Here is a 19,787-nt window from a genome sequence, read left to right on the forward strand (position 1 = left end):
TCGGGTTCGACGAACATGGCCGGCGCGAGCATTGTTGCCAAACGCCCTGTCCCGCGCTACCTGACCGGGGACAAGAACCATCGCGATCGGGCCATATCTGGCCCGGAAGATGCATAAGAGCCTTGCAGAAAAGGACTTGGATCGGGAGTTCACGACACGTGAAAGTCGTAACGCGGCGAGATGTGACCAGCGAATTGCGCATTTGCAGCAAACAGGAGGGCCCCGCAGCGGCCGCCAACTATGCGGGACAACTTCAGACGATCGCGCGGCCAGTCGCCGCGATGACCGCAACTTATCCGAACGAGAGCACCAGCACGCGGCACGCACATCGGCGCGACCAGTTCATCCTGCAGATCACCGGCGTCACGGCGATGATGACCGAGCGCGGTCATTTTGTGGTTCCACCCGGGCATGGTTTATGGATTCCGGCTGGCGTTGTACATCAGTCGCGCGCCTGGGGTGAAGTCGAGGCCCAGACGATCTATGTCACGCCTGATCGCCGGCGAGAAACGTCGGAGACGTGCCGCCTGATTCGTGCATCCTCGCTCGTCGAAGCCCTGATGGACGAGGCGGTGCGGATGCCGCAGACCTACGACCAGGACGGACGCGACGGCAAGCTTCTCGAACTCCTGCTCGCCGAGATCTTACACATGCCGGAGGTGACGCTTCACGTGCAGGTGCCACCGGACCCGCGCCTTGCGGCGATCTGCAAGGCAGTGCTTGGCGACCCCTCCTCGGACCTCACGCTCGACGACTGGGCAGACAAATGCAGCCTCAGCCGGCGAACGCTGACGAGGCTGTTCCGCCGCGAGACCGGCCAGAGCTTTTCAGTGTGGCGACAACGCGTGCGGCTCTTGGAAGCTTTGGCACGCCTGGGCGCAGGCGAACCCGTCACATGCGTAGCGCTGGACGTGGGCTATGACAGCCCGAGCGCATTCGCCGCCATGTTCAAGCGCGAGTTGGGCGCTGCACCGCGGCATTATCTTCGTTGGACAGATCAAGAAGTCGTGCTGCGCTAGTCGCTAGCGACGACGCCGGTTCGTCGAGATGAAAGCAACGCTAAGACAGCCATCTTGTAGTATAGGGGGTCGCGCCAGCCCGTGCGTTGATGCGAAGCAAGTGCCTTTCAATGTCGATACATGCGGCACGCGCGTAGCTCGAGTACATGACCGGCGTGGCGCGCTACGTGAAGAATAGTGCCACCGCGTAAACTCGGCACGGCAATCACGCACGCATCGAAAGAACAGATGGCACCTGACGCCCCGGATACCGCAGTCACACAGACCATCTTGCAGCAGAACCATGATGTGTCATCGCGTGCTGAAGCGTACAGGCGCCGTGATGGATCGCCTGACGCCCGCCGGAGGTGCCGGTACCGGCGAGGCACGGTGCACCAGCGCGATCACCTCTCGGTCGAGTTCAGCTGAGCCTGCCGAACGGGCGAGGCTTGCGGAGAGCACATTGCCTCTCTCATCGATGGAGAAGTGCACATAGGCAACGCCGCCCTCGCCCCTCGACTGGGCACCTGACGGATAGCGCTTGTGCCGTTCCAGATGCCCCATCAGGAGCGATTGCCAGCCGGCAGGTGACAGCGAGGAGGCCCCAGACGCCGTCTGCGTGGCGGCGGTGCGGCTCGATTGTTGGGCTTGTGCCTGGGCGCGGATCGCGGCTTGGGCTTCCGTTGCGGCGTGCTCCTTGCGCGGTTTTGGCTTCTGCGTTGGCTTTTCCATTTTGGGCGCAGCCGCTGGTAGCGAAACCTCGACCTTCTCCAGGTGTGGCGGTTTCTCCCTGACCACCTGCTCGACAGGCTCGGGTTCGACCGTCGGTTCGGGCGGCGGGTCCTTGAGCGCCTCCTCCTGCTTCTGCTCGAGCTGGGCGACGTTTTCCTCGACGGATCTCAACGCCGGCGTGAGCTCGTTCATTTCCGTCATCGCCGCCTGCGGCACCTCGGCCAATTCGATCATGACGGCGGTAGGCGGTGCGTCGGCAGCGGCAACCACGAGGTCGGATCGCAGCAGCCAGGCTGCGATCCCCGCATGGAACGCAACCGTGAAGACCGCCCCGGAGGCCCAGAGCGCCGCCTCCGCAAGCCTGACCTCGCGCGTGACGAATCCGCCGGAACGATTCACGGTGCACCTGTTGCCGGCGGCGACGTCGGATCTTTTCCGGGAACGCCGGTATCGACCGTCGCCGGTGCGGGTGCGAGCTCAAGGCCGACCAGCGCGACCTTCAGATAGCCGGCCCCCCGCAGCAAGTTCATCACCTCCATGAGATGCTGGTAGTCGACCGTCCTGTCGGCTCGCACGAAGATGCGCGTGTCCTTGTTGCCTTGCGTAGCGCCGTCCAGTGCGGCCTGAAGGCTCTCGCGCGCCACCGGGTCGTTGCCGAGAGCGACTGTCAGATCTTCCTTCAGGGACAGATAGAGCGGCCTGTCGGGACGGGGTACAGGCTGGGCGGTCGACGCCGGCAAGTCGACATGGATATCCACTGTCGCGAGCGGAGCCGCCACCATGAAGATGATGAGCAGCACCAGCATCACGTCGATGAACGGCGTGACATTGATGTCGTGGCTCTCTTCGAGTCCGTCATCGACGCGATCGCGTATTCCACCGGCCATGACGTCTACTCGGCTGCCAGCGGAAGCGCCGCCCGCTCCACGGCGTCCGGAACCTTGCGGAAATCGAGATCGCGGCTGACGAGGCGCTCGACCCCGGCCGCCACGTCGGCGAGCAATTGGCGATAGCCGGTGATGGTGCGGGCGAACACATTGTAGAGGACCACCGCCGGAATCGCCGCGACGAGACCCATCGCAGTGGCGAGCAGGGCCTCGGCGATGCCGGGCGCGACCACGGCGAGATTGGTCGTCTGTGCCTGCGAGATACCGATGAAGGCGTTCATGATGCCCCACACCGTCCCGAACAGGCCGACAAAGGGAGCGGTCGAACCGATCGTCGCCAAGAGCCCGGTACCCCGGGTCAGGCGCCGGCCGGCCTGGGCCTCGATACGGACAAGCCTCGAAACGACACGCTCCTTGAGACCGACATTGCCGGCAAAGTCCAGCGCCGCCGCCGAACGCGCCATTTCCTCGCTGGCCGATCGCACCATGAAGGCGGCAGGCCCGCCGCGCTCGATCAGTGCGTCTTCGGCTGCGGCGAGGCTGTCCGAAGCCGTGATGACGTCGAACGCGCGTTGGGCCCGCGCCCGCGCGCAGGCAATCTCGACAGCCTTCACGAACAGCACCATCCAGGTCACGAGCGACGCAAAGGCAAGGCCGAGCATCACGGCCTTGACCACCCAGTCGGCCGCAGCAAACATTCCCAGCGGTGACAGGTCATGCGGCATGCCGGCGCGCGGGTCCGGGCTCCGCGACGAACCCTCGGAACGAACGGCCGGGACGGTCCCGGCCAAGGCCGGCTTCACCGCCTCTGCAACCTCTGCCGAAACCGGCTGGCTGGCCGGAGCAGTGAGGCTCGCGGCAGGCGGCGTGTCCGGCTGCTCTGCCATCGCGCAGGATAATCCCGACGCCAAGGTGACGATCAGCACGATCGTCGTCATCGTCCAACGCCGCTTCTCCGAGCGTGTCATGTCACGTCCTTCCCATCGTCTTTTCCAGTTCACATTCACGGAGGCGTTCGGCGTCCGCGCATCCTCCGCGTCACCGACCGTTCGGCAAATGATGCGCACCGCTGGCTGGCTAGCTTCTGAAACGATCAGTTTTCGCTGGCTTGCGGTTTGCCCATCCTCACGCGAAGGAAAGCCCTTGACGAAGACGCCGACGACGAACGCTACGATCGCTTGCATGACCCAAAGGCGCTTTCCTTCGGGCAGGCATGTGAAGACCGTGCAAGTGTTCAAGAAGATAAAAAACGATGCAGCAAACACCAATTCAGCGCTCATCATGGCCTCTTGCCGGTGGCTATTCGCTCGCCGTCATTTCCCCGCCGCTGGATGCAGCAGACGGGACACCAGCTCCTGCACGCGGGAAAAAGCAGCTCGCGCTCCGGCGACGGCACGTTCCTCCTCGGGGCCGGAGAGGTTCACGGCATCGAGCGCCGCCGTGAACGCCTTCCAATGCGCGGCGCGCCCCTCCGGTGCTGCCGCCAGATGGCGGGCGCCGAAGGACTCCGACAAGCCGAGTTTTCCAGCGGCCTTGAGCAAAAACGCCGCGCCGAGATTCGAGCCCTCCGCGACGTAGAGCCAGCCGAGCGCCGTCGGCAGGTCGATCCCGGCGTCCGCATGGCTGAATTCGGCTTCGTCGCGGACGACAATCGGCGCGACGCCCAGATCACTCAGATCCTGTCCGATCAATCCAAACCGCCGCCGGCTTGCGAGGTCGGGCAGCAATTGACCGAGCCTCGGACTGGAATAGAGCGGATCGATCGTCCGATGGAATTCATGCTGCACGTTGACGAAGCGGCCATACCTCTCCCGGCTGGCGAAGGGGTTTTGCGCCATGATCGATTCATCGAGACTGTTGTGCTGCCCCTCCGTCTCGGCTTTGAGGCGTCTGGACCGGCTGGTTTCGAGAGGCGTTTCGATGTCGGCGGTGCTCATACGTTAGTTCTCCCTGAAGGCGCGATTGATCTGATCCGAAGGTGGTGCCTGCTCGCTCGTCATGTCGAAGCCGATCCGGATTGCTGTCCTCATCATCGGAACGATCAGAAGCGGTAGTTCACGCCGAATTTGATTGCATGCAGGTCGAGGTCGTTCTCCGCCTTGCGTCCGTTGGTGGTTTGGGAGGAGCCCGGCACTGTCCGGTTGGTGTAGACACGGCATGTGCCGTTCGGCAGAAACACAACGCAGACCCTCACGGTCGATGGACCCATGGCTCCGGCGGTGGCACCCGGGAAGAGGAATTCCTGATTGCCGAAATGGTCATAGGAATACTCGCCCTTCAGCGTCCAATGATTGGTGAGCGCGTACTCGAAGCCGGCGCCCAAGGTCCAACCGCGGCGTACCGCCGAGGCTTGTTCCATGAACCTCACCTGTGTGCCGGCCACCGCGCCGGTCTGTGCCAGATATTGCGTGCGCGTTTCGGTCTCGTTCAGGAACGCGATGCCGCCTGCCGCATAGAGCAAGGTGCGATCGAAGGCGTAACCGAGCCGCGCACGCAGCGAAGCCGTCCAATCAAATCTGTAGTCGGTCTTGGCCTGGAGGAAGCTACCCGCCGCCAGCTGCGGCGACTCGGTTGCGATGGCCTCCTGCGTGGCCCTCAGCTTGGTCCAGGAGAACTCGCCCTCGGCGCCGATCACCAGGCGGTTGGCGAACTGATAGTTGAATCCGCCCTGGAATCCCCTCGTGAGATCGGAGACGTCGACGTTGGCCGACTCCGTCGCGGCGACGGCGTCAGGCGTTCCGTTGCCGGTCTTGGTCACTCCCCGGCTCTTGCCCAGGCCGTAGCCGAGATGCCCGCCAACATACAAGCCGGTCCAGTCGCTTCCCGGCGCGCCGAGCGAGGCATTGCCCAATTTGACTTGTGGGAGCTTGCGGACCAGCGGACTGGTGTCGTCCAGCGTCGTCGTGTAGCTGACACGGGCCGTACGGCCTGGAGACGGGACGCCGATCGAGGTGAGCGCGCCGAAATAGTATTGATCGGTGATGTTCTCGATGCTGAAGTTCACGATCGAATTGGCGTCGATCTTGTAACTGCCGAAGAGGTCGTACACGCGGTAGGACGGCCAGCTGAATGTCGCCGAGCCGGATGGCGGCCAGACGCTGCCCGAGCGCGCCGAGGAGAATTGCGTCCGCGCACCCAATGTCAGCCTCTGGTCGAATAGCCGGATGCCCGCCGTGACGCTTCCGGAATATTCCGGCGGGACATAGTTCGCGGCGTAGTCATTCTTGAGTGCACCCGTCGCGCTGGCAACCGCCGTAGAGAGCGGCGGCGCGCAGGTGGAGGCGGTCTCGCAATATTCGATCTTCGTGTATTTCGTGAAATTGCCTTCGAGGAAGAGCGAGCCTGCGTCGTATCCGCCGGAGATCTCGAAGCCGCGGAAGTTTGCGCCGTGGATGTTGTACCATTGGTATTTGTGATCACCAGTGACGCCTTCGTCCCCCGTCTGGAAGCGGACGATGTAATCGTCGTAGTGATTGTCGAAATAGGACAGCTTGACGCGAAGCTTGTCACCGGCGCGGACGACGTCATTGCGCAGGATGTTCACGCCGCCTTCGTAGTTCTTGGAGATCTCGGGCTGCAGGTTCGGGTTGTTCCAGAGCAGCCCCTGATAGTGCCAATGGGATTCGCGAAGGCTCGGCGGACGGAAGCCTTCCTTGTACTGACCGTAGAACTGAATGCCTTCAACCGGCGAAATGGTGATGCCGGCATTGGGGCTTGCGCGTCCGCCGGAGCGATCCGGAAACTTGGTGAGATACCCCTCCCCCTCGGAGTTGTAGTGGTCGTAGCGCAGTCCAGCGGAAAGCGTCAGCCAGCTGATCGGCTTCAGGCTTGCGTTGCTGAACGTTCCGGTCATCAGCCGCACGCCCGAGGGGCCGTTGGTCTCCCAGCCTTCCGATCCGGTAATCGAACTCGCGAACTGCTCCGCCGTCGCGTGCTCGCGCGTGAACTCCACGCCATTGTCCCAGGTGAGCTGGCCGAGCGGCGTGGCGAACACCGACGTGTTGCCGGTATCGCCGCCAAGGGTCGTCACCCCCGAGGGCCCCGGCAGCAGGCCATGACGCTCCGATGCCGAGTCGCTCAGCCAGAGATTGGCCCGGAAGTTGACGTGGGGATTGTCCGACGGTTGAAACTTGTACTTGGCCGTGTAGGTATCGACATGCGTTTCCGAGAGCGGAAACTGGCCATATTGCAGGATCCCCGAGTTCAGCGCGAACTGATAGCTGAGCTCGTCGATCTCGCCATAGCGCGAATTATACGAGAGGTAGCCGAGCTCGAGAGATTGGCCGTCGTCCCATTTCAGCTTTCCCTTGGCCAGGAACGAGTCGGTATTCTCCGACGTGTTGAACACTTCCTGGCCGGGGCCGATGAGCGCATTGGCGTTCGCCGCTGGCTTGAACGTGATGCCGGCAGGCACGTCCGTCCCGGCGAAATAGTTGCCCTGGACGTGCTTCGAATAGGCAACCACGAATTCGTAATTCTCCTTGATCGCTGCAACGGCCGCACTGCCCGACTGGGAGCCGCCGTTGAAGAACGATGGACGGCCCTCGCTGACTGGGTTGATCGTGGTGCTGGACAGGAAGCTCGGCGCGCGTTCCGTCACCGCATTGGTGCCGACCGTGCCCTTGAGACGAACACCGTAGGACTGGCCGTCCTTGACGATGTCGCCCGCATCGAGGGTGCGCAGATTGATCGTGCCGGCGATACCGCCGACCCCGACGCCGGTGCTCGGCCCCTTGGAGATGTCGATGCCGCCGATCAGGTCGGGATCGACATAGGTCTCGTCGCGATTTCCGATATAGCCGCGGTAGGAACTCGTGGTCTGTCGCGCGCCGTCGATCATGGTCGCGACGCGTCCCATGCCCTGAAGACCGCGGATGTTGGGATTGATCGAGGTGCCGACATGGCTGCCCGCCGAGATCACGCCGGGCGCGTTGACGAACACGTCGCCGGCGGACGTGGGCGGCACGCGGTCGATCTGCTCGCGCGAGACATGCGAGACGGAGCCGGGCGTCTCATAGGGCGTATCGGGCGTGAAGCCGTCGGGCCGATTGGCCGTGACGTCGATCGTATCGAGGAGAAGCGAACCGTCGGAGGGAGGCGGCGCGCCGGCCTCCTTGTTTGCCGGATCGAAGATCGTGACGGCGTTGCCGCTGGTGAAGCGATAGGACAGGCCTGATCCCGTCAGAAGCTGCGCTATCGCCTGCTGCGGCGTGAACGCGCCATTGAGACCGCCGGTTTGGCGGCCGCGCGCGATGACGCCGCTATAGACCAGTTGAAGCTGCGAGGCGTCGGCGAAGCGATTGAGCACGGTGGCGAGAGGTCCGGCCGGAATCGCATAGGTTCGAACGGCGGCACTGCTCGGATTCTGCGCAGTCTGCGCCATGGCTGCCGACGACATCATGCTTATCGCAAACATCGCCGTCGTCGCCAGGAAAGCTACCTCGATCCGTTTCCTCGTACTCGTCCCCAACACCACGCCCCCGTCACTTCACCGTCGCAACTCGCACCGGCCGCGGGCGGGTGCAGTCGCCTTCCGAGAGTGAGACGCAGGAGCTTTGGAAAAGAGGAGGTCGACGAAGCGAAGTTTTTCTTGATCAGTGATGCAGCAGGATCAGAAGGCTGCTCAGCCGCGTCGAGTGCAGACCGAGAGTCTGCTCGATAACCTCCAGTGCTTGCAGAGGATTCCCGGTATCGAAGACACCACTGACCGGATGGCTGCTGATGGAGCCGTCGATGATTTGAATCCGTCCAGAATGGTAGCGATTGAGCTCCGCGATCACCTCACCGAGAGGACGATCGACGAAGATCAGTTTGCCGCGTCGCCAGGCGGTCGCCGCATCGGCATCGACGGCCCGCACGGGGCCGAGCCCGCGGCGCGAATAATCGAGCGCCTCGCCCGGAGACAGCTCGACCGCCGTCCGGCCAGCCGCCGGATAGGACACGCCCACATGGCTTTCCAGCACGGTGACCGTCGCGGCCTCGTCGTCCTTGCGGACGGCGAACACCGTGCCGCGCGCGACGGCCTCGCCGGACGCGGCAGCGACGACGAACGGCCGCGCGGCGTCCCTGGCGACGGTAAACACGGCCTCGCCGCGCAAGAGGCGAATGCGCCGCCGCTCGCGCGAATAGTCGACGGCGATCGCGCTGGCAGTGTTCAAGGCGACGCTGCTGCCATCATCCAGCGTCACGGTCCGGACCTCGCCAGTCGCCGTCATGGCATCTGCCTCGAGCCGCATGGGAAAGTCGAGCGCATAGCCGGCGGTGACGGCCACCACGACCGCCGCCGCCGCGAGCGCCCAACGGCCGGGCCGGGATGTGCGAGACGGGTGCCGCCGAAGCGGGACCGCGCGGACTTCACGCTGTCGCGGCAATCCCGTGCTTAGTCCGGGACGCGGGATGCGGCCGAGATCGTCCCAGGCGCCGGCGACTTCCTCGTAAGCCGCACGATTGGCCGGCTGCATCAGCCATGCCCGGAAGCGCGCCTGCTCGCCGGCATCCAGCACCCCGGTGTCTTGGCGCACATACCATTCCGCCGCCTCGTCCAGGGCCGTCGGCTTCTCCCCGTCATTCATGGATGATTCGTCGTTCCAGCATGAAAACAGCGCCGCAAGAGTGGCGATCGCCCGCCATCTCACTCTCTAAGACGGAGCAATTCTAAAACAGAGGAGGCCAGCTGGGAGAAAAAATCAATCGCCTTCGCTCAGACGCCTGGCACAGTGAACGAGCGCGTGCCGGAGGTGCTTTTCAACCATATTCCGGCTGATTCCCATACGCTTGGCGATCTCGTCCGGCTCGAGGTCGTCGAAGCGTCGAAGGATGAAGCAATCGCGACACCGGGGCGGCAACTCGAAAACTGCCTTGGTCAGAAGCGCCAGCCGCTGCCTCGCCAAGAGCTGCCGCTCGGTGTCGGCCGTCTCGTCAACCACATCGAGATGATCGGAAGGCTGAGCGGCCGCGCCAAGGCGGGTCTGCTCGCGGCGCTGCTGATCGATGACGAGGTTGCCGACGAGCCGGTAGAGATACGCACGCGGATTAGCGATCTTGTCATTGCCCGAGCTGGCAAATCGCAACCAGGCTTCCTGCACGACATCTTCGGCAGCAACGGGATTGCGGAGCTTGCGGGAGGCGTAGGACCGCAATTCTCCGTAATACGCTTCGATCAGCGCCGCGATAGGGGCAACCACTAGATCGGACATCTGAATTCGAAACACACAGCATCCACACACCGGCGCGGACAGCCATGTCATACGTTCAGGAGATTAGTGGCGCAACATCGATATCTTAGAGCACCTCCAATTTCGTGAGCCGCTGCACCATCTGTGCGTTTCATCAGGCTGCGCGCTCCGGAAATCCGCCGCCATTACTGTATCTATCAGCGGCCCGTGCTCTCGCCGGCGGAGGCGCTCGACAAGCTGCTGCGCCGACGCGCAGCGCGCGACGGTGGATGAATTAGTGCACACGATCTGCGAGTGCGGGACTGCCAGTCATCCCAAGAACGAGATCTCGGATGCCCATATGGAGAGAAGCTTTCGACGGAGCCGCATGCCCGCGCATGCTGAACTTGGTGGCAGAACAATCGCAGGACCTGCTTGTCTTGATCGCGCATTTCGGCTCTAATCGCGATTGAAGCGCCTATTGCGCGCCATCCTGCACGCTCCAGGGCCGCAGCGTGCTCCCAGGCAAAGGTTGCCATCCCCTATGCTTGAAGGGCGACAACGCCTTGCGTTTCAAGGCGTCGCTCCTTCACCCAACGGAGCACCTCATGCCGCTCGATGCTTATCGGATCAACACCGAGCCCTACTACGAGCCTCAGGATACCGAGATCGACATCTTCACGGCCGCCTACAGCGAACGCCTGCCGGTGATGCTGAAGGGACCGACCGGCTGCGGCAAGACCAGGTTCGTCGAACACATGGCGTGGCGGCTCGGTAAGCCGCTGATCACGGTCGCGGCCCACGAGGACATGACCGCTGCTGACCTCGCCGGCCGGTATCTCCTCGAACCATCGGGCACTGTCTGGCATGATGGCCCCCTGACGCAGGCCGTCCGTCACGGTGGCATCTGCTATCTCGACGAAATCGTCGAAGCGCGGCAGGACACCACCGTGGTGATCCACCCGCTGACCGACGCGCGGCGCATCCTGCCGCTGGAGAAGCACAACGAGATCGTACCGGCGCATGCAGACTTCCAGCTCACGATCTCCTACAATCCCGGCTACCAGAGCGCTGTGAAGGACCTGAAGGAGTCCACCAAGCAGCGCTTCATCGCGATCGATTTCGGCTATCCCCCACCGTCCACCGAGAGCACGATCATTGCCCGTGAAAGCGGTGCGGACAGTGATCTGGCGGCGCTTCTGGTCAGGATCGCCGAGCGCTCCCGCAATTTGCAGGGACATGGCCTCGACGAAGGCGCGTCGACCCGGATGCTGATCCATACGGGACGCATGGTCCGCGCCGGCCTGACGCTAACGGCCGCTGTTCAGGCCGGAATCGTGCTGCCGATCACGGATAATCCCGACATCCGCGCGGCGCTGACCGACGCCATCGCGGCATGCGTTCCATGAGCGCCAGGCCTTCCGCCACGCTGCAAGTGTTGTTCGAGCCGGAGGGCGACGCGAGGCGGCTACACCTGATCATGCGCCAGCGCGACGCCTTGCGGCCGCTCTTTCTGGCGACGTGGGAGGCACTCTCCAGGCAATTCGATGCTGCCGAACTCGAGACCTGGGCCGGCGCAGTGCTCGAACTCGTCAACGTCAATGCCGGCCCTGCCTGCTTGATCGCCTATTGGGAGGCGAGCCGCGACGCCGCGTCGACGCGCGAGATTGCACCGCTACTGGGCGCGGCGCAAATCTGCGCCGAAATCTGCCGCCATGCCGGTGCGCCCGCCGCAACCGCATCGTTGAACGCGCTGGCGATCGCGCGCCGTAGCTTTGGAGCTGCGGCGCTGTCGCGATGGTGGCGCGCGATGGAGATGCTGGCGCGGCAGGCGCCGGAGTCCGTGCTACCGGCCGCCGGCCGCATGGGACAAATCCTCCTGCCCGGCACGATCGAGGCTTTCGAGGATTTCATCACCGCCGGCCTGCGCTCAGCTGCCGGCGATCGCAACCGGCGTCTTGCCTTCTTCTCCCTGCAGGATGACTTGGCGCGCCGCATGATCGCGCGCGATGCTGGCGGCGTCGGCTTCCCCAATGTCGAAGCCGAGGTGAAGGCCTTCACCACCGCATTGTGGGGCGAGCTACCGTTGCTGCGCGGCATGGCTGGCGACAGCATGGACAAGCCGCAACGCCGCAGCACGATTTCCGGTCCGATCATCCGGCTGCCGGAAACCTATCGCGGTGTGCGGGGCGATGCCGCCCGCGGGCTGTTTCGCGCCGCCACCGCACATGCGCAGGCGCATCTGGTCCTCGGACGGGCCCGGTTTCCGATCAGCACGCTGAAGCCGCTACAGGTCGCCCTGGTCAACCTGATCGAGGATGCGCGTGTCGAGACACTGGCAATGCGCGCCCTGCCTGGATTGCGCCGGCTGTGGGCGCCCTACCATGTCGCCGAGCCCCGCGGCATCGCGACCGCCCCGGTGCTGCTGGCGCGGCTGGCGCGTGCGCTGTTCGATCCGGCCCATGTCGACGATGACGGCTTCGTCGCCAAGGGCCGCGCCCTGTTCGCAGCCGCGCTGCCGCGCATCGAGGATTCCGCGATCAGCCGCGAGATCGGCACGTTGCTCGGCAACGACCTCGGCCAGATGCGGGTGCAGTTCAATGCCAGGACCTATGTGGTCGAACCGGTGTATCGCGACGATGGACTGGGACTGTGGGATTTCGACGAAGGCGCACAGCCCCCGGACGACGTGCTGGACCTGTTCATCGATGTCATGCGCGTGGACGCACAGGAGAGTGCTGACGGCAGTAACCAGCAGGCCGAGCCTGGCAACGCCGAGGCCGGGATCGGCCGCGGTCGCCCCGTCGCGCCCGATGACCGCGGCACGGTCATCGCGCGCTATCCGGAATGGGACCGAGTCCATGGCATCGAACGGCCCGACTGGACCGTCGTACGCGAGGTCGCAGCCAAGACTGGCGATCCGCATGCGATCGAAGACGCGCTCGACGGCGCGGGAGCCGTACGCAACCGCGTCGCGCGCCTGGTGCGTGGCCTCCGTATCGGCCGCATCGTACGCTTGAAGCGGCAGCATGACGGGCACGACCTCGATGTCGATGCGATGCTGGACGCCGGCATCGCGTTGCGCAGCGGCCAGGAGCCCGACCCCCGCGTGTTCCGCTCATCGAAATCGGTGCATCGCGATCTCTCCGCGCTGCTCCTGATCGATATTTCGCAGTCGACATGCGACCGGCTGCCATCGGGCGCAACCGTTCTCGATATCGAACGCCTTGCCGTTGCAGTTCTCTCCGAGGCCATGGATCAGCTCGGCGACCCCTTCGGCCTGCTCGCCTTCGCCTCCGACGGCCGCGAGGATATCAGAATGACCGCAATCAAGGGCTTCGATGAGGCTTACGACCGGCATTGCCGGGCCCGGCTGGCAGGGCTCAGCTCCGGCCTGTCGACCCGGCTCGGCACGGCACTGCGTCATGCCGGCAACGTGATGGCGACGACCGCCTCGACCAGCCGAAAGCTTCTGATCGTGCTCACCGACGGGGAGCCGTCCGACATCGATGTCTCCGACCCGCTCGATCTCGTCGAGGATGCCAGACGCGCAGCGGTCGATCTCCGTAGTCGCGGCATCGACGCCTATGGCGTCGTGCTCGGCACAGCCGGCACCGCCTCCGCCCCGCGCATCTTCGGACGCGGCAACACCATGCTGGTGCCCCGGGTTGAGAATCTGCCGGCGCGGCTGTCGGAGCTCTATTTCCGTCTGGCGCGGCGCTGAGAATGGCTCCCGTCCGTTAGTGGGGACAGGCATCACTTCCTTCGACGCGCCAGGGGGGCATCGAGTGCCGCATGGGCTGCGACATGGAACGTCGCGTCGAGTGCGCGTGCCAAGACACCGCCATCCGGGGCAAGAATACGCGATACGAGGCCTGCACCGTTCGGCACCAACGAACATCCGGCCAGCGCGCCACAGCGGCCGGCGGCCTGCTCCATGTCGGCCAACGCCGGCAATCGGTCCGGCGGCGCAATCAGCACGAAGTTTGCCACGGCGGCCATCGGGCCCAGCGCCCCGTTGCGCGTCTCGTCGCCGTCGATCACGCCGATGTCCTTCATCAGCAACCTGGCGCCCGGGCGTGATACGCTCAACCGGCTCTCGAAGCGCGCGAACGGCCTCGCCTTCGCTTTGGGATCGTGGACCGCAAAACCATCGGCGAGACACAGCACGGCATCGTCGGCAACCACGGCTTCCGTTTCCAAGGTGAGATCGGCACCTGGAAACAGCACGTAGGGATCGCTGGTCAAGGCGCAGAACGCGCCCTCTTCCACCCTCACGGCTTGTCGCTGGATCGCGCCGCTCGCGCGGCCGTCATGCACGACGGTCGCGGCCTGGGTCGTCATGTGAAACGCGGCTTGGTCACCAACGCGCACGTCAAGCTTGATGCGGTCGCCGGCATACAAACCGCCCGAGGCGGATTGCAGATAGAGCGTGAGCAGATCGGGCCTGACTGTATCGAGATAGAACCCGCGAGTGATATGCAGGGGATAGCCGATCTGCTGACGGCGCAAAACGCTGCGACCGCCGGCGCGATCGACGACCAACGCGCCATCGAGCGAGCGTCCGGTCTCAGACCCGGAACAGGACTGCAGCAGAGATCGCATCGACGACCGCCTCCACGCCGACGCCGCTCTTCAAATTGGTCGGTATCACCGGCTTCGTGCCCCGCACCTGCCGCGCATCCGCCAGCATGCGATCGAGATCGACGCCGACATGGGGCGCGAGATCGACCTTGTTGACGACAAGCAGGTCACAACGCAGCAGGCCGGGTCCTCTCTTGCGCGGAATGTCGTCGCCGCCGGCGACGTCGATCACGAAGATCCACCAGTCGACCAGATCGAGCGAGAAGGTCGAGGCGAGATTGTCGCCGCCGGATTCGAACAGGATCAACTCCAATCCCGGGAAGCGGGCCTCGAGCTCGTCCCCCGCTGCAATGTTCAGTGTGGGATCTTCCCGGATCACGGTGTGCGGGCAGGCGCCAGCCTCGACCGCCGAAACGCGGGCAGGATCGATCAGTCCGGAGCGCCGCAACCGCTCGGCATCTTCTTTGGTGACGAGATCGTTGGTGACGACGGCAAAGTCGATGTTGCGCCTCTGAAGCACCGGGATCAGCGCCTCGATCAGCGCCGTCTTGCCCGAGCCGACCGGGCCGCCAATTCCGACTCGTGCCGCACTGGCGCCGCCGCGGGCCTCGTTGTCAGATACGCGCAAGGCATGAAACACGGCTCACCTCAACATGTAGCGGCGGGCCAGCGGCAGTTCACGGGCCGGCTCGCAAGTTGCCAGCACACCATCGACAAACACATCGAAGGTCTCCGGATCGACGGTGATGTGCGGACATGTGTCGTTCCACAGCATGTCTCGCTTGCTCAGCTTGCGGGTGCCTTGCACCGGCAGCAGCTTCTTCGCCAACCCCAGCTCGGCGCCCAGGTCGCGCGCCAGCGCCAGCGGATGGACGAAGCAGGCCGACAGCGCCGACGCGGCCCTGCCGAACGCGCCCCATTGCGGCCGCATCAGTATCGGCTCGCACGTCATCAGCGATGCCGCGCTGTCGCCCATCGCGCCCCAGGCGATAAAGCCGCCCTTGATGACGAGCTCCGGCTTGATGCCGAAGAAGGCCGGCCGCCACACCACGATGTCGGCGATCTTGCCCGGCTCCAGCGATCCGACTTGGTCGGCGATGCCGAACGTCCTGGCGGCATTGATGGTGTATTTGGCGATGTAGCGCTTGATACGCGCATTGTCGCCAAAGCCCGGCTGGTCCTCCGGCAACGCACCGCGCTGGTCCTTCATCTTGGAGGCAAGCTGCCAGGTCCGGCAGATCACTTCGTGGATACGGCCCATGCCCTGGCTATCGGAGCCCAGCATCGAGATCGCGCCAATGTCGTGTAGCACGTCCTCGGCCGCGATGGTCTGGGCGCGAATGCGGCTTTCCGCAAAGGCGACATCCTCGGGAATCGCCGGATTGAGGTGGTGGCACACCATCGTCATGTCGAGATGTTCGTCGAAGGTGTTGACGGTGTAGGGATTGGTCGGATTGGTCGAGGACGGCAGGCAGTGCATTTCGCCGGCGACGCGGATGATGTCGGGCGCATGACCGCCGCCGGCGCCCTCGGTGTGGTACATGTGAATGGTGCGGCCACCGATCGCTTCCAGAGTATTTTCGACGAAGCCGGATTCATTCAGCGTATCGGTATGGATCTGAACCTGGAAATCGTAGTCATCGGCAACCTCGAGGCAGGTGTCGATCGCCGCCGGCATCGAACCCCAATCCTCGTGCAGCTTCAGCCCCATCACCCCGGTCTCGAGCTGCTCGATCATCGGCGCCGCGCGATGGGCATTGCCACGGCCGAGAAAACCGAAATTCATCGGCCAGGCCTCGGCGGCCTGCAGCATCTTGCCGGTGTTGAACGGTCCGCCGGAATCGATGCCGACCGTGATCGGTCCAAGCGAGCCGCCGATCATGGTAGTGATGCCGCTCGCGATCGCATGCTCGACGAGGCCCGCGCTGTCGAAATGCACGTGCACGTCGATGGCGCCGGGGGTCGCGATCAGCCCCTCGCAATCCCGCACCGTGGTGCCGGTGGAGACGATCAGGTTCGGATCGACGCCATCCATGATGGCGGGATTTCCGGCTTTGCCGAAGCCCACGATGCGGCCATGGCGGATGCCGAGGTCGCCCTTGACGATCCCCAGCACCGGATCGATCATCAGCACGTTGCAGAGCAGGAAATCGAGCGCGCCCTCGGCGCTGGTGATCCCGGCCATGCCTATGCCGTCGCGCAGGGTCTTGCCGCCGCCATGCAGGCATTCGTCGCCGTAGACCGCATGGTCGTGTTCGACCACGGCATACAGCGAGGTATCACCGAGCCTGACGGCATCGCCCGTGGTCGGGCCGTAAAGGGCGGCGTAGTCACGCCGGTCGATCATCGCCACGCAGCAGTCTCCTTCCAGGTTTCAGGCGCCCTTGAAGCCGCGCGCGCGGGCTCGCGCCAGCGCTGCCGCTTGAACAGCGGGATCGGACGCCGCGCCGTCGGTGAGATTGTTAAGTCCGGTCAAATGCTGGTCGCCGCCGAACTCGACCAGATTGATCTCCTTCGAGGCCCCCGGCTCGAACCGCACCGCCGTCCCGGCCGGAATGTCGAGCCGCATGTTGATGGCGCTGGCGCGATCGAACTCGAGCGCTTTGTTGACCTCGAAGAAATGAAAATGCGAGCCGATCTGGATCGGGCGATCGCCGGTGTTGACTGCCGTCAAGGTCAGCGTGCGTCGCCCGGCATTGAGTGCGATCTGGCCCTCCTGCGCCAACAACAGACCCGGACGTTCGTTGTCGGCTTCCGTGCCCGGAGCGGGCCGGATCGGCTCGTGCACCGTGACGAGCTTGGTACCGTCGGGGAAGACACATTCCACCTGGATGATGTCCATCATCGCGGCGATGCCGGGCAGCACGTCCGCAGACGACAGGACGGTCGAGCCATAGCCGATCAAGTCGGCGACGGAGCGGCCGTCACGCGCGCCCTCCAGTATCTCGTCGGTGATGAACGCGACGGCTTCCGGATAGTTCAGCTTCAGTCCGCGGGCGCGGCGGCGGCGCGCCAGCTCGGCAGCATTGAAGATGGTCAGGCGCTCCAGTTCGGTTGGCGTCAGCAGCATTCGAAATCACCCTCAATTGGCGAACAGCCGCAGATCGGCCTGGGCGTGCCGTGCCGCGGCAATATCGAGGAAAGGCACGAAACTGGACAGTTCGACGTCATCCGGTACCTCCTGAGCAGCGAGTTGCTCGATCAGCGGCAGGCATCGCTGCAGCACGCCCTGCCCTTGCAGCGCGCCCATGGCACCCAGCCTGATCGCGGCAGTGATCACGCCGGACGCAGCCGTATAGCCGGAACAGAGTTGCGCCAGCGCCTCGTCCAGCCCGAGTTCGGACCACACGGCGCCCTGCATGACGGCGATATGTCCCAGACAATTCCCCGCCTGCACGTCATCGCGTAGCGCGATTGCCAATGGCTGGCCCAGCCGTGCGTGCGAAGCAAGATAGGCCCCCCCATTGCGGCGCGAGCCCGTGCGCAACGTCTCAATCAGCGTGGAGGCCTCGACCTCGCGATCGACCGCTGCGATGGCTTCCAGATCGCCCCCCGCACGATACGACCACAGCAATGCGACCCTGTCGTAGCTGGCCCAGCGCCGCTTCAACATCGCAGCGACCAATGCCTCGAAGTCGCCCAAAGTCATGTCACGGCGAAGCGCGAGAGCACCCTCGATCCCATAGGAAAACGCGAAGGCCCCGCTCGGAAACGCGCCGTCCGCCTGCCAGATCGCCTGCAAAACCCGGAGCATGACTCAATGATCGTGATGATGGTGATGGCCGCCGCGGGCACCACCAGGCCGGGGCGGCTCGACGGCTTGGACCGCGTCCGCAGTATCTTCATCGAGTATCGTGACACCGACCCTGCGGGCGCTGATCAGGTTTTCCAGGCGTGCAGTGTAGTCTTCCGGCCGGCCTTCCAACGCAACCAGCAGCACCTCGCCGCCAAACCGCACCCGCCAGTGTAGATTGCCGACGTGGTAGCCGAGCTCCACCGCGTCGGCGATCGAGCGCGGCTCCAATCGCAACCAGCGTTCGGTTGCGGCGCGGACCACGATCGCACGGTCGGGCTCCAGCAGCAGCACGGCGCCGTCGAAAAGCTTCTCATGACGAGGCAAGGCGATCGCCAACTCTTCACCGCCGCGCGTGGTGATCAAGAGACGCCGCCGCGCCAGATCGGTCGCCGGCACATTGGCGATATCGACCGCCCCCTCATGCTCAAGACGGTGAAGCGCCTCGGACAAAGCGGGCTCGACCCGGCTCCCCAGCACGCGTTCGATGCGCAGCATCGCAGCTACCTCGCGAATTTGATGATCAAGCAAGATGGGCGGCGGATATCAATCCGCCGCCACCGACGATATGCGTTCTAGCGGTGCGCCACCTTCTTGTTCGGGATTCCCTCGATCGGACATTCCTCGGTCCCCACTGTGGTGCGCGTGAAGGACTCGACCATCTCCCGCGTACCTTCCGGATCGGCGATCCACTTGGCGTAGAAATCATATGGGCAGGCTGCAACGCCGCGATCACCCTCCCCGGAATTGATCATCCCCGTGTAACCGCGATGCACCAGCTTGAAGAGATGGTTCTGCGACTGGCCGTTTTGGCGGGCGTCGCGGATGAGCGACTTCGACAGCTGGGCGTAGTTGATGCCGTACTCTTCCTCGCCGCATTCGCCAAGGGTCCGGCCGTCGAAGCCGATGATCGCGGAATGGCCGAAATACGAATAGACGCCATCGAAGCCCGAAGCGTTGGCAACCGCGACATAGACATTGTTCGCCCAGGCCATCGCCTTGGCCATGATGACCTGCTGGTCCTTGGCCGGATACATATAGCCCTGGCACCGCACGATCAGCTCGGCGCCCTTCATCGCGCAATCGCGCCAGATCTCGGGATAGTTGCCGTCGTCGCAAATGATCAACGAGATCTTCAGCCCCTTGGGGCCCTCGGAGACATAGGTGCAGTTGCCGGGATACCAGCCTTCGATCGGCACCCAGGGCATGATCTTGCGATATTTCTGCACGATCTCACCCTTGTCGTTCATCAGGATCAGGGTGTTGTAGGGCGCTTTGTTCGGATGCTCCTCGTGGCGTTCGCCGGTGAGCGAAAACACGCCCCACACCTTCGCCTTGCGGCAGGCCTCGGCGAAAATCTCGGTTTCGTCGCCTGGGATCACCGAGGCCGTCTCGTACATCTCCTTGGAATCGTACATGATGCCGTGGGTGGAGTACTCCGGGAAGATCACCAGATCCATGCCGGGCAGACCGGTCTTCATGCCGACGACCATGTCGGCGATCTTGCGGGCGTTGTCGAGCACCTCCGCCTTGGTATGAAGGCGCGGCATCTTGTAGTTCACGACGGCGACGCCGATCGTGTCATTGCTTGACGTGATATCACCGTGCAGCATCTCGCTCTCCTTTAAGAAGTTCTTCT

Annotated in this window: 17 protein-coding genes; 3 read left to right on the forward strand and 14 right to left on the reverse strand. The window is 64.1% G+C overall.

All coding sequences use genetic code 11. The annotated features are described in order from the left end of the window. The first annotated feature begins 158 nt into the window (after positions 1–158). The gene (locus IVB23_RS07755; RefSeq protein WP_247803137.1) at positions 159–1,019 is read left to right on the forward strand and encodes a helix-turn-helix transcriptional regulator; all 861 of its coding nucleotides are present in this window, start codon (positions 159–161) and stop codon (positions 1,017–1,019) included. Positions 1,020–1,310: 291 nt separating this feature from the next. Here the strand turns inward: IVB23_RS07755 and IVB23_RS07760 are convergent, their stop codons facing one another. The 7 genes from IVB23_RS07760 to IVB23_RS07790 form a co-directional block, all read right to left on the reverse strand. Then, positions 1,311–2,129 carry an energy transducer TonB gene (locus tag IVB23_RS07760; RefSeq protein WP_247803138.1) on the reverse strand — a complete coding sequence of 273 codons (819 nt, stop codon included), beginning with the start codon at positions 2,127–2,129 and terminating at the stop codon, positions 1,311–1,313. Then, positions 2,126–2,617, reverse strand: a complete 492-nt coding sequence (exbD, locus tag IVB23_RS07765) for a TonB system transport protein ExbD (RefSeq protein WP_247803139.1) — start codon at positions 2,615–2,617, stop codon at positions 2,126–2,128. The genes IVB23_RS07760 and exbD overlap by 4 nt, the downstream gene beginning before the upstream one ends. A gap of 5 nt (positions 2,618–2,622) precedes the next feature. Next, a complete protein-coding gene (gene exbB / locus IVB23_RS07770) occupies positions 2,623–3,585 on the reverse strand; it encodes a tonB-system energizer ExbB (protein WP_247803140.1) in 963 nt (320 codons plus the stop codon). A gap of 345 nt (positions 3,586–3,930) precedes the next feature. Continuing rightward, positions 3,931–4,554 (reverse strand): biliverdin-producing heme oxygenase, encoded by a 624-nt coding sequence (locus IVB23_RS07775; RefSeq protein WP_197965214.1) that lies wholly within the window; start codon positions 4,552–4,554, stop codon positions 3,931–3,933. 104 nt (positions 4,555–4,658) lie between these two features. Further along, on the reverse strand, positions 4,659–8,018 hold the full coding sequence (locus IVB23_RS07780; protein ID WP_247803141.1) for a TonB-dependent receptor: 3,360 nt from the start codon (positions 8,016–8,018) through the stop codon (positions 4,659–4,661). A 193-nt stretch (positions 8,019–8,211) separates the two neighbouring features. After that, positions 8,212–9,189: a FecR family protein gene (locus IVB23_RS07785; protein WP_247803142.1), complete on the reverse strand. Its 978-nt coding sequence runs from the start codon at positions 9,187–9,189 to the stop codon at positions 8,212–8,214. A 114-nt stretch (positions 9,190–9,303) separates the two neighbouring features. Further along, entirely contained in the window at positions 9,304–9,813 is a 510-nt protein-coding gene (locus IVB23_RS07790; protein WP_247803143.1) for a sigma-70 family RNA polymerase sigma factor, read from the reverse strand. Between the two features lie 566 nt (positions 9,814–10,379). Here IVB23_RS07790 and IVB23_RS07795 point away from each other — a divergent pair. Then, the gene (locus IVB23_RS07795; protein WP_247803144.1) at positions 10,380–11,180 is read left to right on the forward strand and encodes a CbbQ/NirQ/NorQ/GpvN family protein; all 801 of its coding nucleotides are present in this window, start codon (positions 10,380–10,382) and stop codon (positions 11,178–11,180) included. Continuing rightward, positions 11,177–13,495: a VWA domain-containing protein gene (locus IVB23_RS07800; protein ID WP_247803145.1), complete on the forward strand. Its 2,319-nt coding sequence runs from the start codon at positions 11,177–11,179 to the stop codon at positions 13,493–13,495. The genes IVB23_RS07795 and IVB23_RS07800 overlap by 4 nt, the downstream gene beginning before the upstream one ends. A gap of 32 nt (positions 13,496–13,527) precedes the next feature. Here the strand turns inward: IVB23_RS07800 and IVB23_RS07805 are convergent, their stop codons facing one another. The 7 genes from IVB23_RS07805 to IVB23_RS07835 form a co-directional block, all read right to left on the reverse strand. Then, a complete protein-coding gene (locus IVB23_RS07805) occupies positions 13,528–14,376 on the reverse strand; it encodes an urease accessory protein UreD (protein ID WP_247803146.1) in 849 nt (282 codons plus the stop codon). Next, on the reverse strand, positions 14,342–14,995 hold the full coding sequence (gene ureG, locus IVB23_RS07810) for an urease accessory protein UreG (protein WP_247803147.1): 654 nt from the start codon (positions 14,993–14,995) through the stop codon (positions 14,342–14,344). Before ureG ends, IVB23_RS07805 begins: the two co-directional genes overlap by 35 nt. Before the next feature lie 3 nt (positions 14,996–14,998). Further along, on the reverse strand, positions 14,999–16,708 hold the full coding sequence (gene ureC / locus IVB23_RS07815; protein WP_197965222.1) for an urease subunit alpha: 1,710 nt from the start codon (positions 16,706–16,708) through the stop codon (positions 14,999–15,001). A 21-nt stretch (positions 16,709–16,729) separates the two neighbouring features. Beyond that, positions 16,730–17,425, reverse strand: coding sequence for an urease subunit gamma (locus IVB23_RS07820; RefSeq protein WP_247803148.1), 696 nt, complete (start codon positions 17,423–17,425; stop codon positions 16,730–16,732). 12 nt (positions 17,426–17,437) lie between these two features. Beyond that, on the reverse strand, positions 17,438–18,109 hold the full coding sequence (locus IVB23_RS07825) for an urease accessory UreF family protein (RefSeq protein WP_197965224.1): 672 nt from the start codon (positions 18,107–18,109) through the stop codon (positions 17,438–17,440). Positions 18,110–18,112: 3 nt separating this feature from the next. Further along, entirely contained in the window at positions 18,113–18,646 is a 534-nt protein-coding gene (gene ureE / locus IVB23_RS07830; RefSeq protein WP_247803149.1) for an urease accessory protein UreE, read from the reverse strand. Between the two features lie 77 nt (positions 18,647–18,723). Then, positions 18,724–19,761 carry an aliphatic amidase gene (locus IVB23_RS07835; protein ID WP_247803150.1) on the reverse strand — a complete coding sequence of 346 codons (1,038 nt, stop codon included), beginning with the start codon at positions 19,759–19,761 and terminating at the stop codon, positions 18,724–18,726. Positions 19,762–19,787: the final 26 nt, after the last annotated feature.

It is taken from the genome of Bradyrhizobium sp. 191, from assembly GCF_023100985.1.
Classification (GTDB): Bacteria; Pseudomonadota; Alphaproteobacteria; order Rhizobiales; family Xanthobacteraceae; genus Bradyrhizobium; species Bradyrhizobium diversitatis.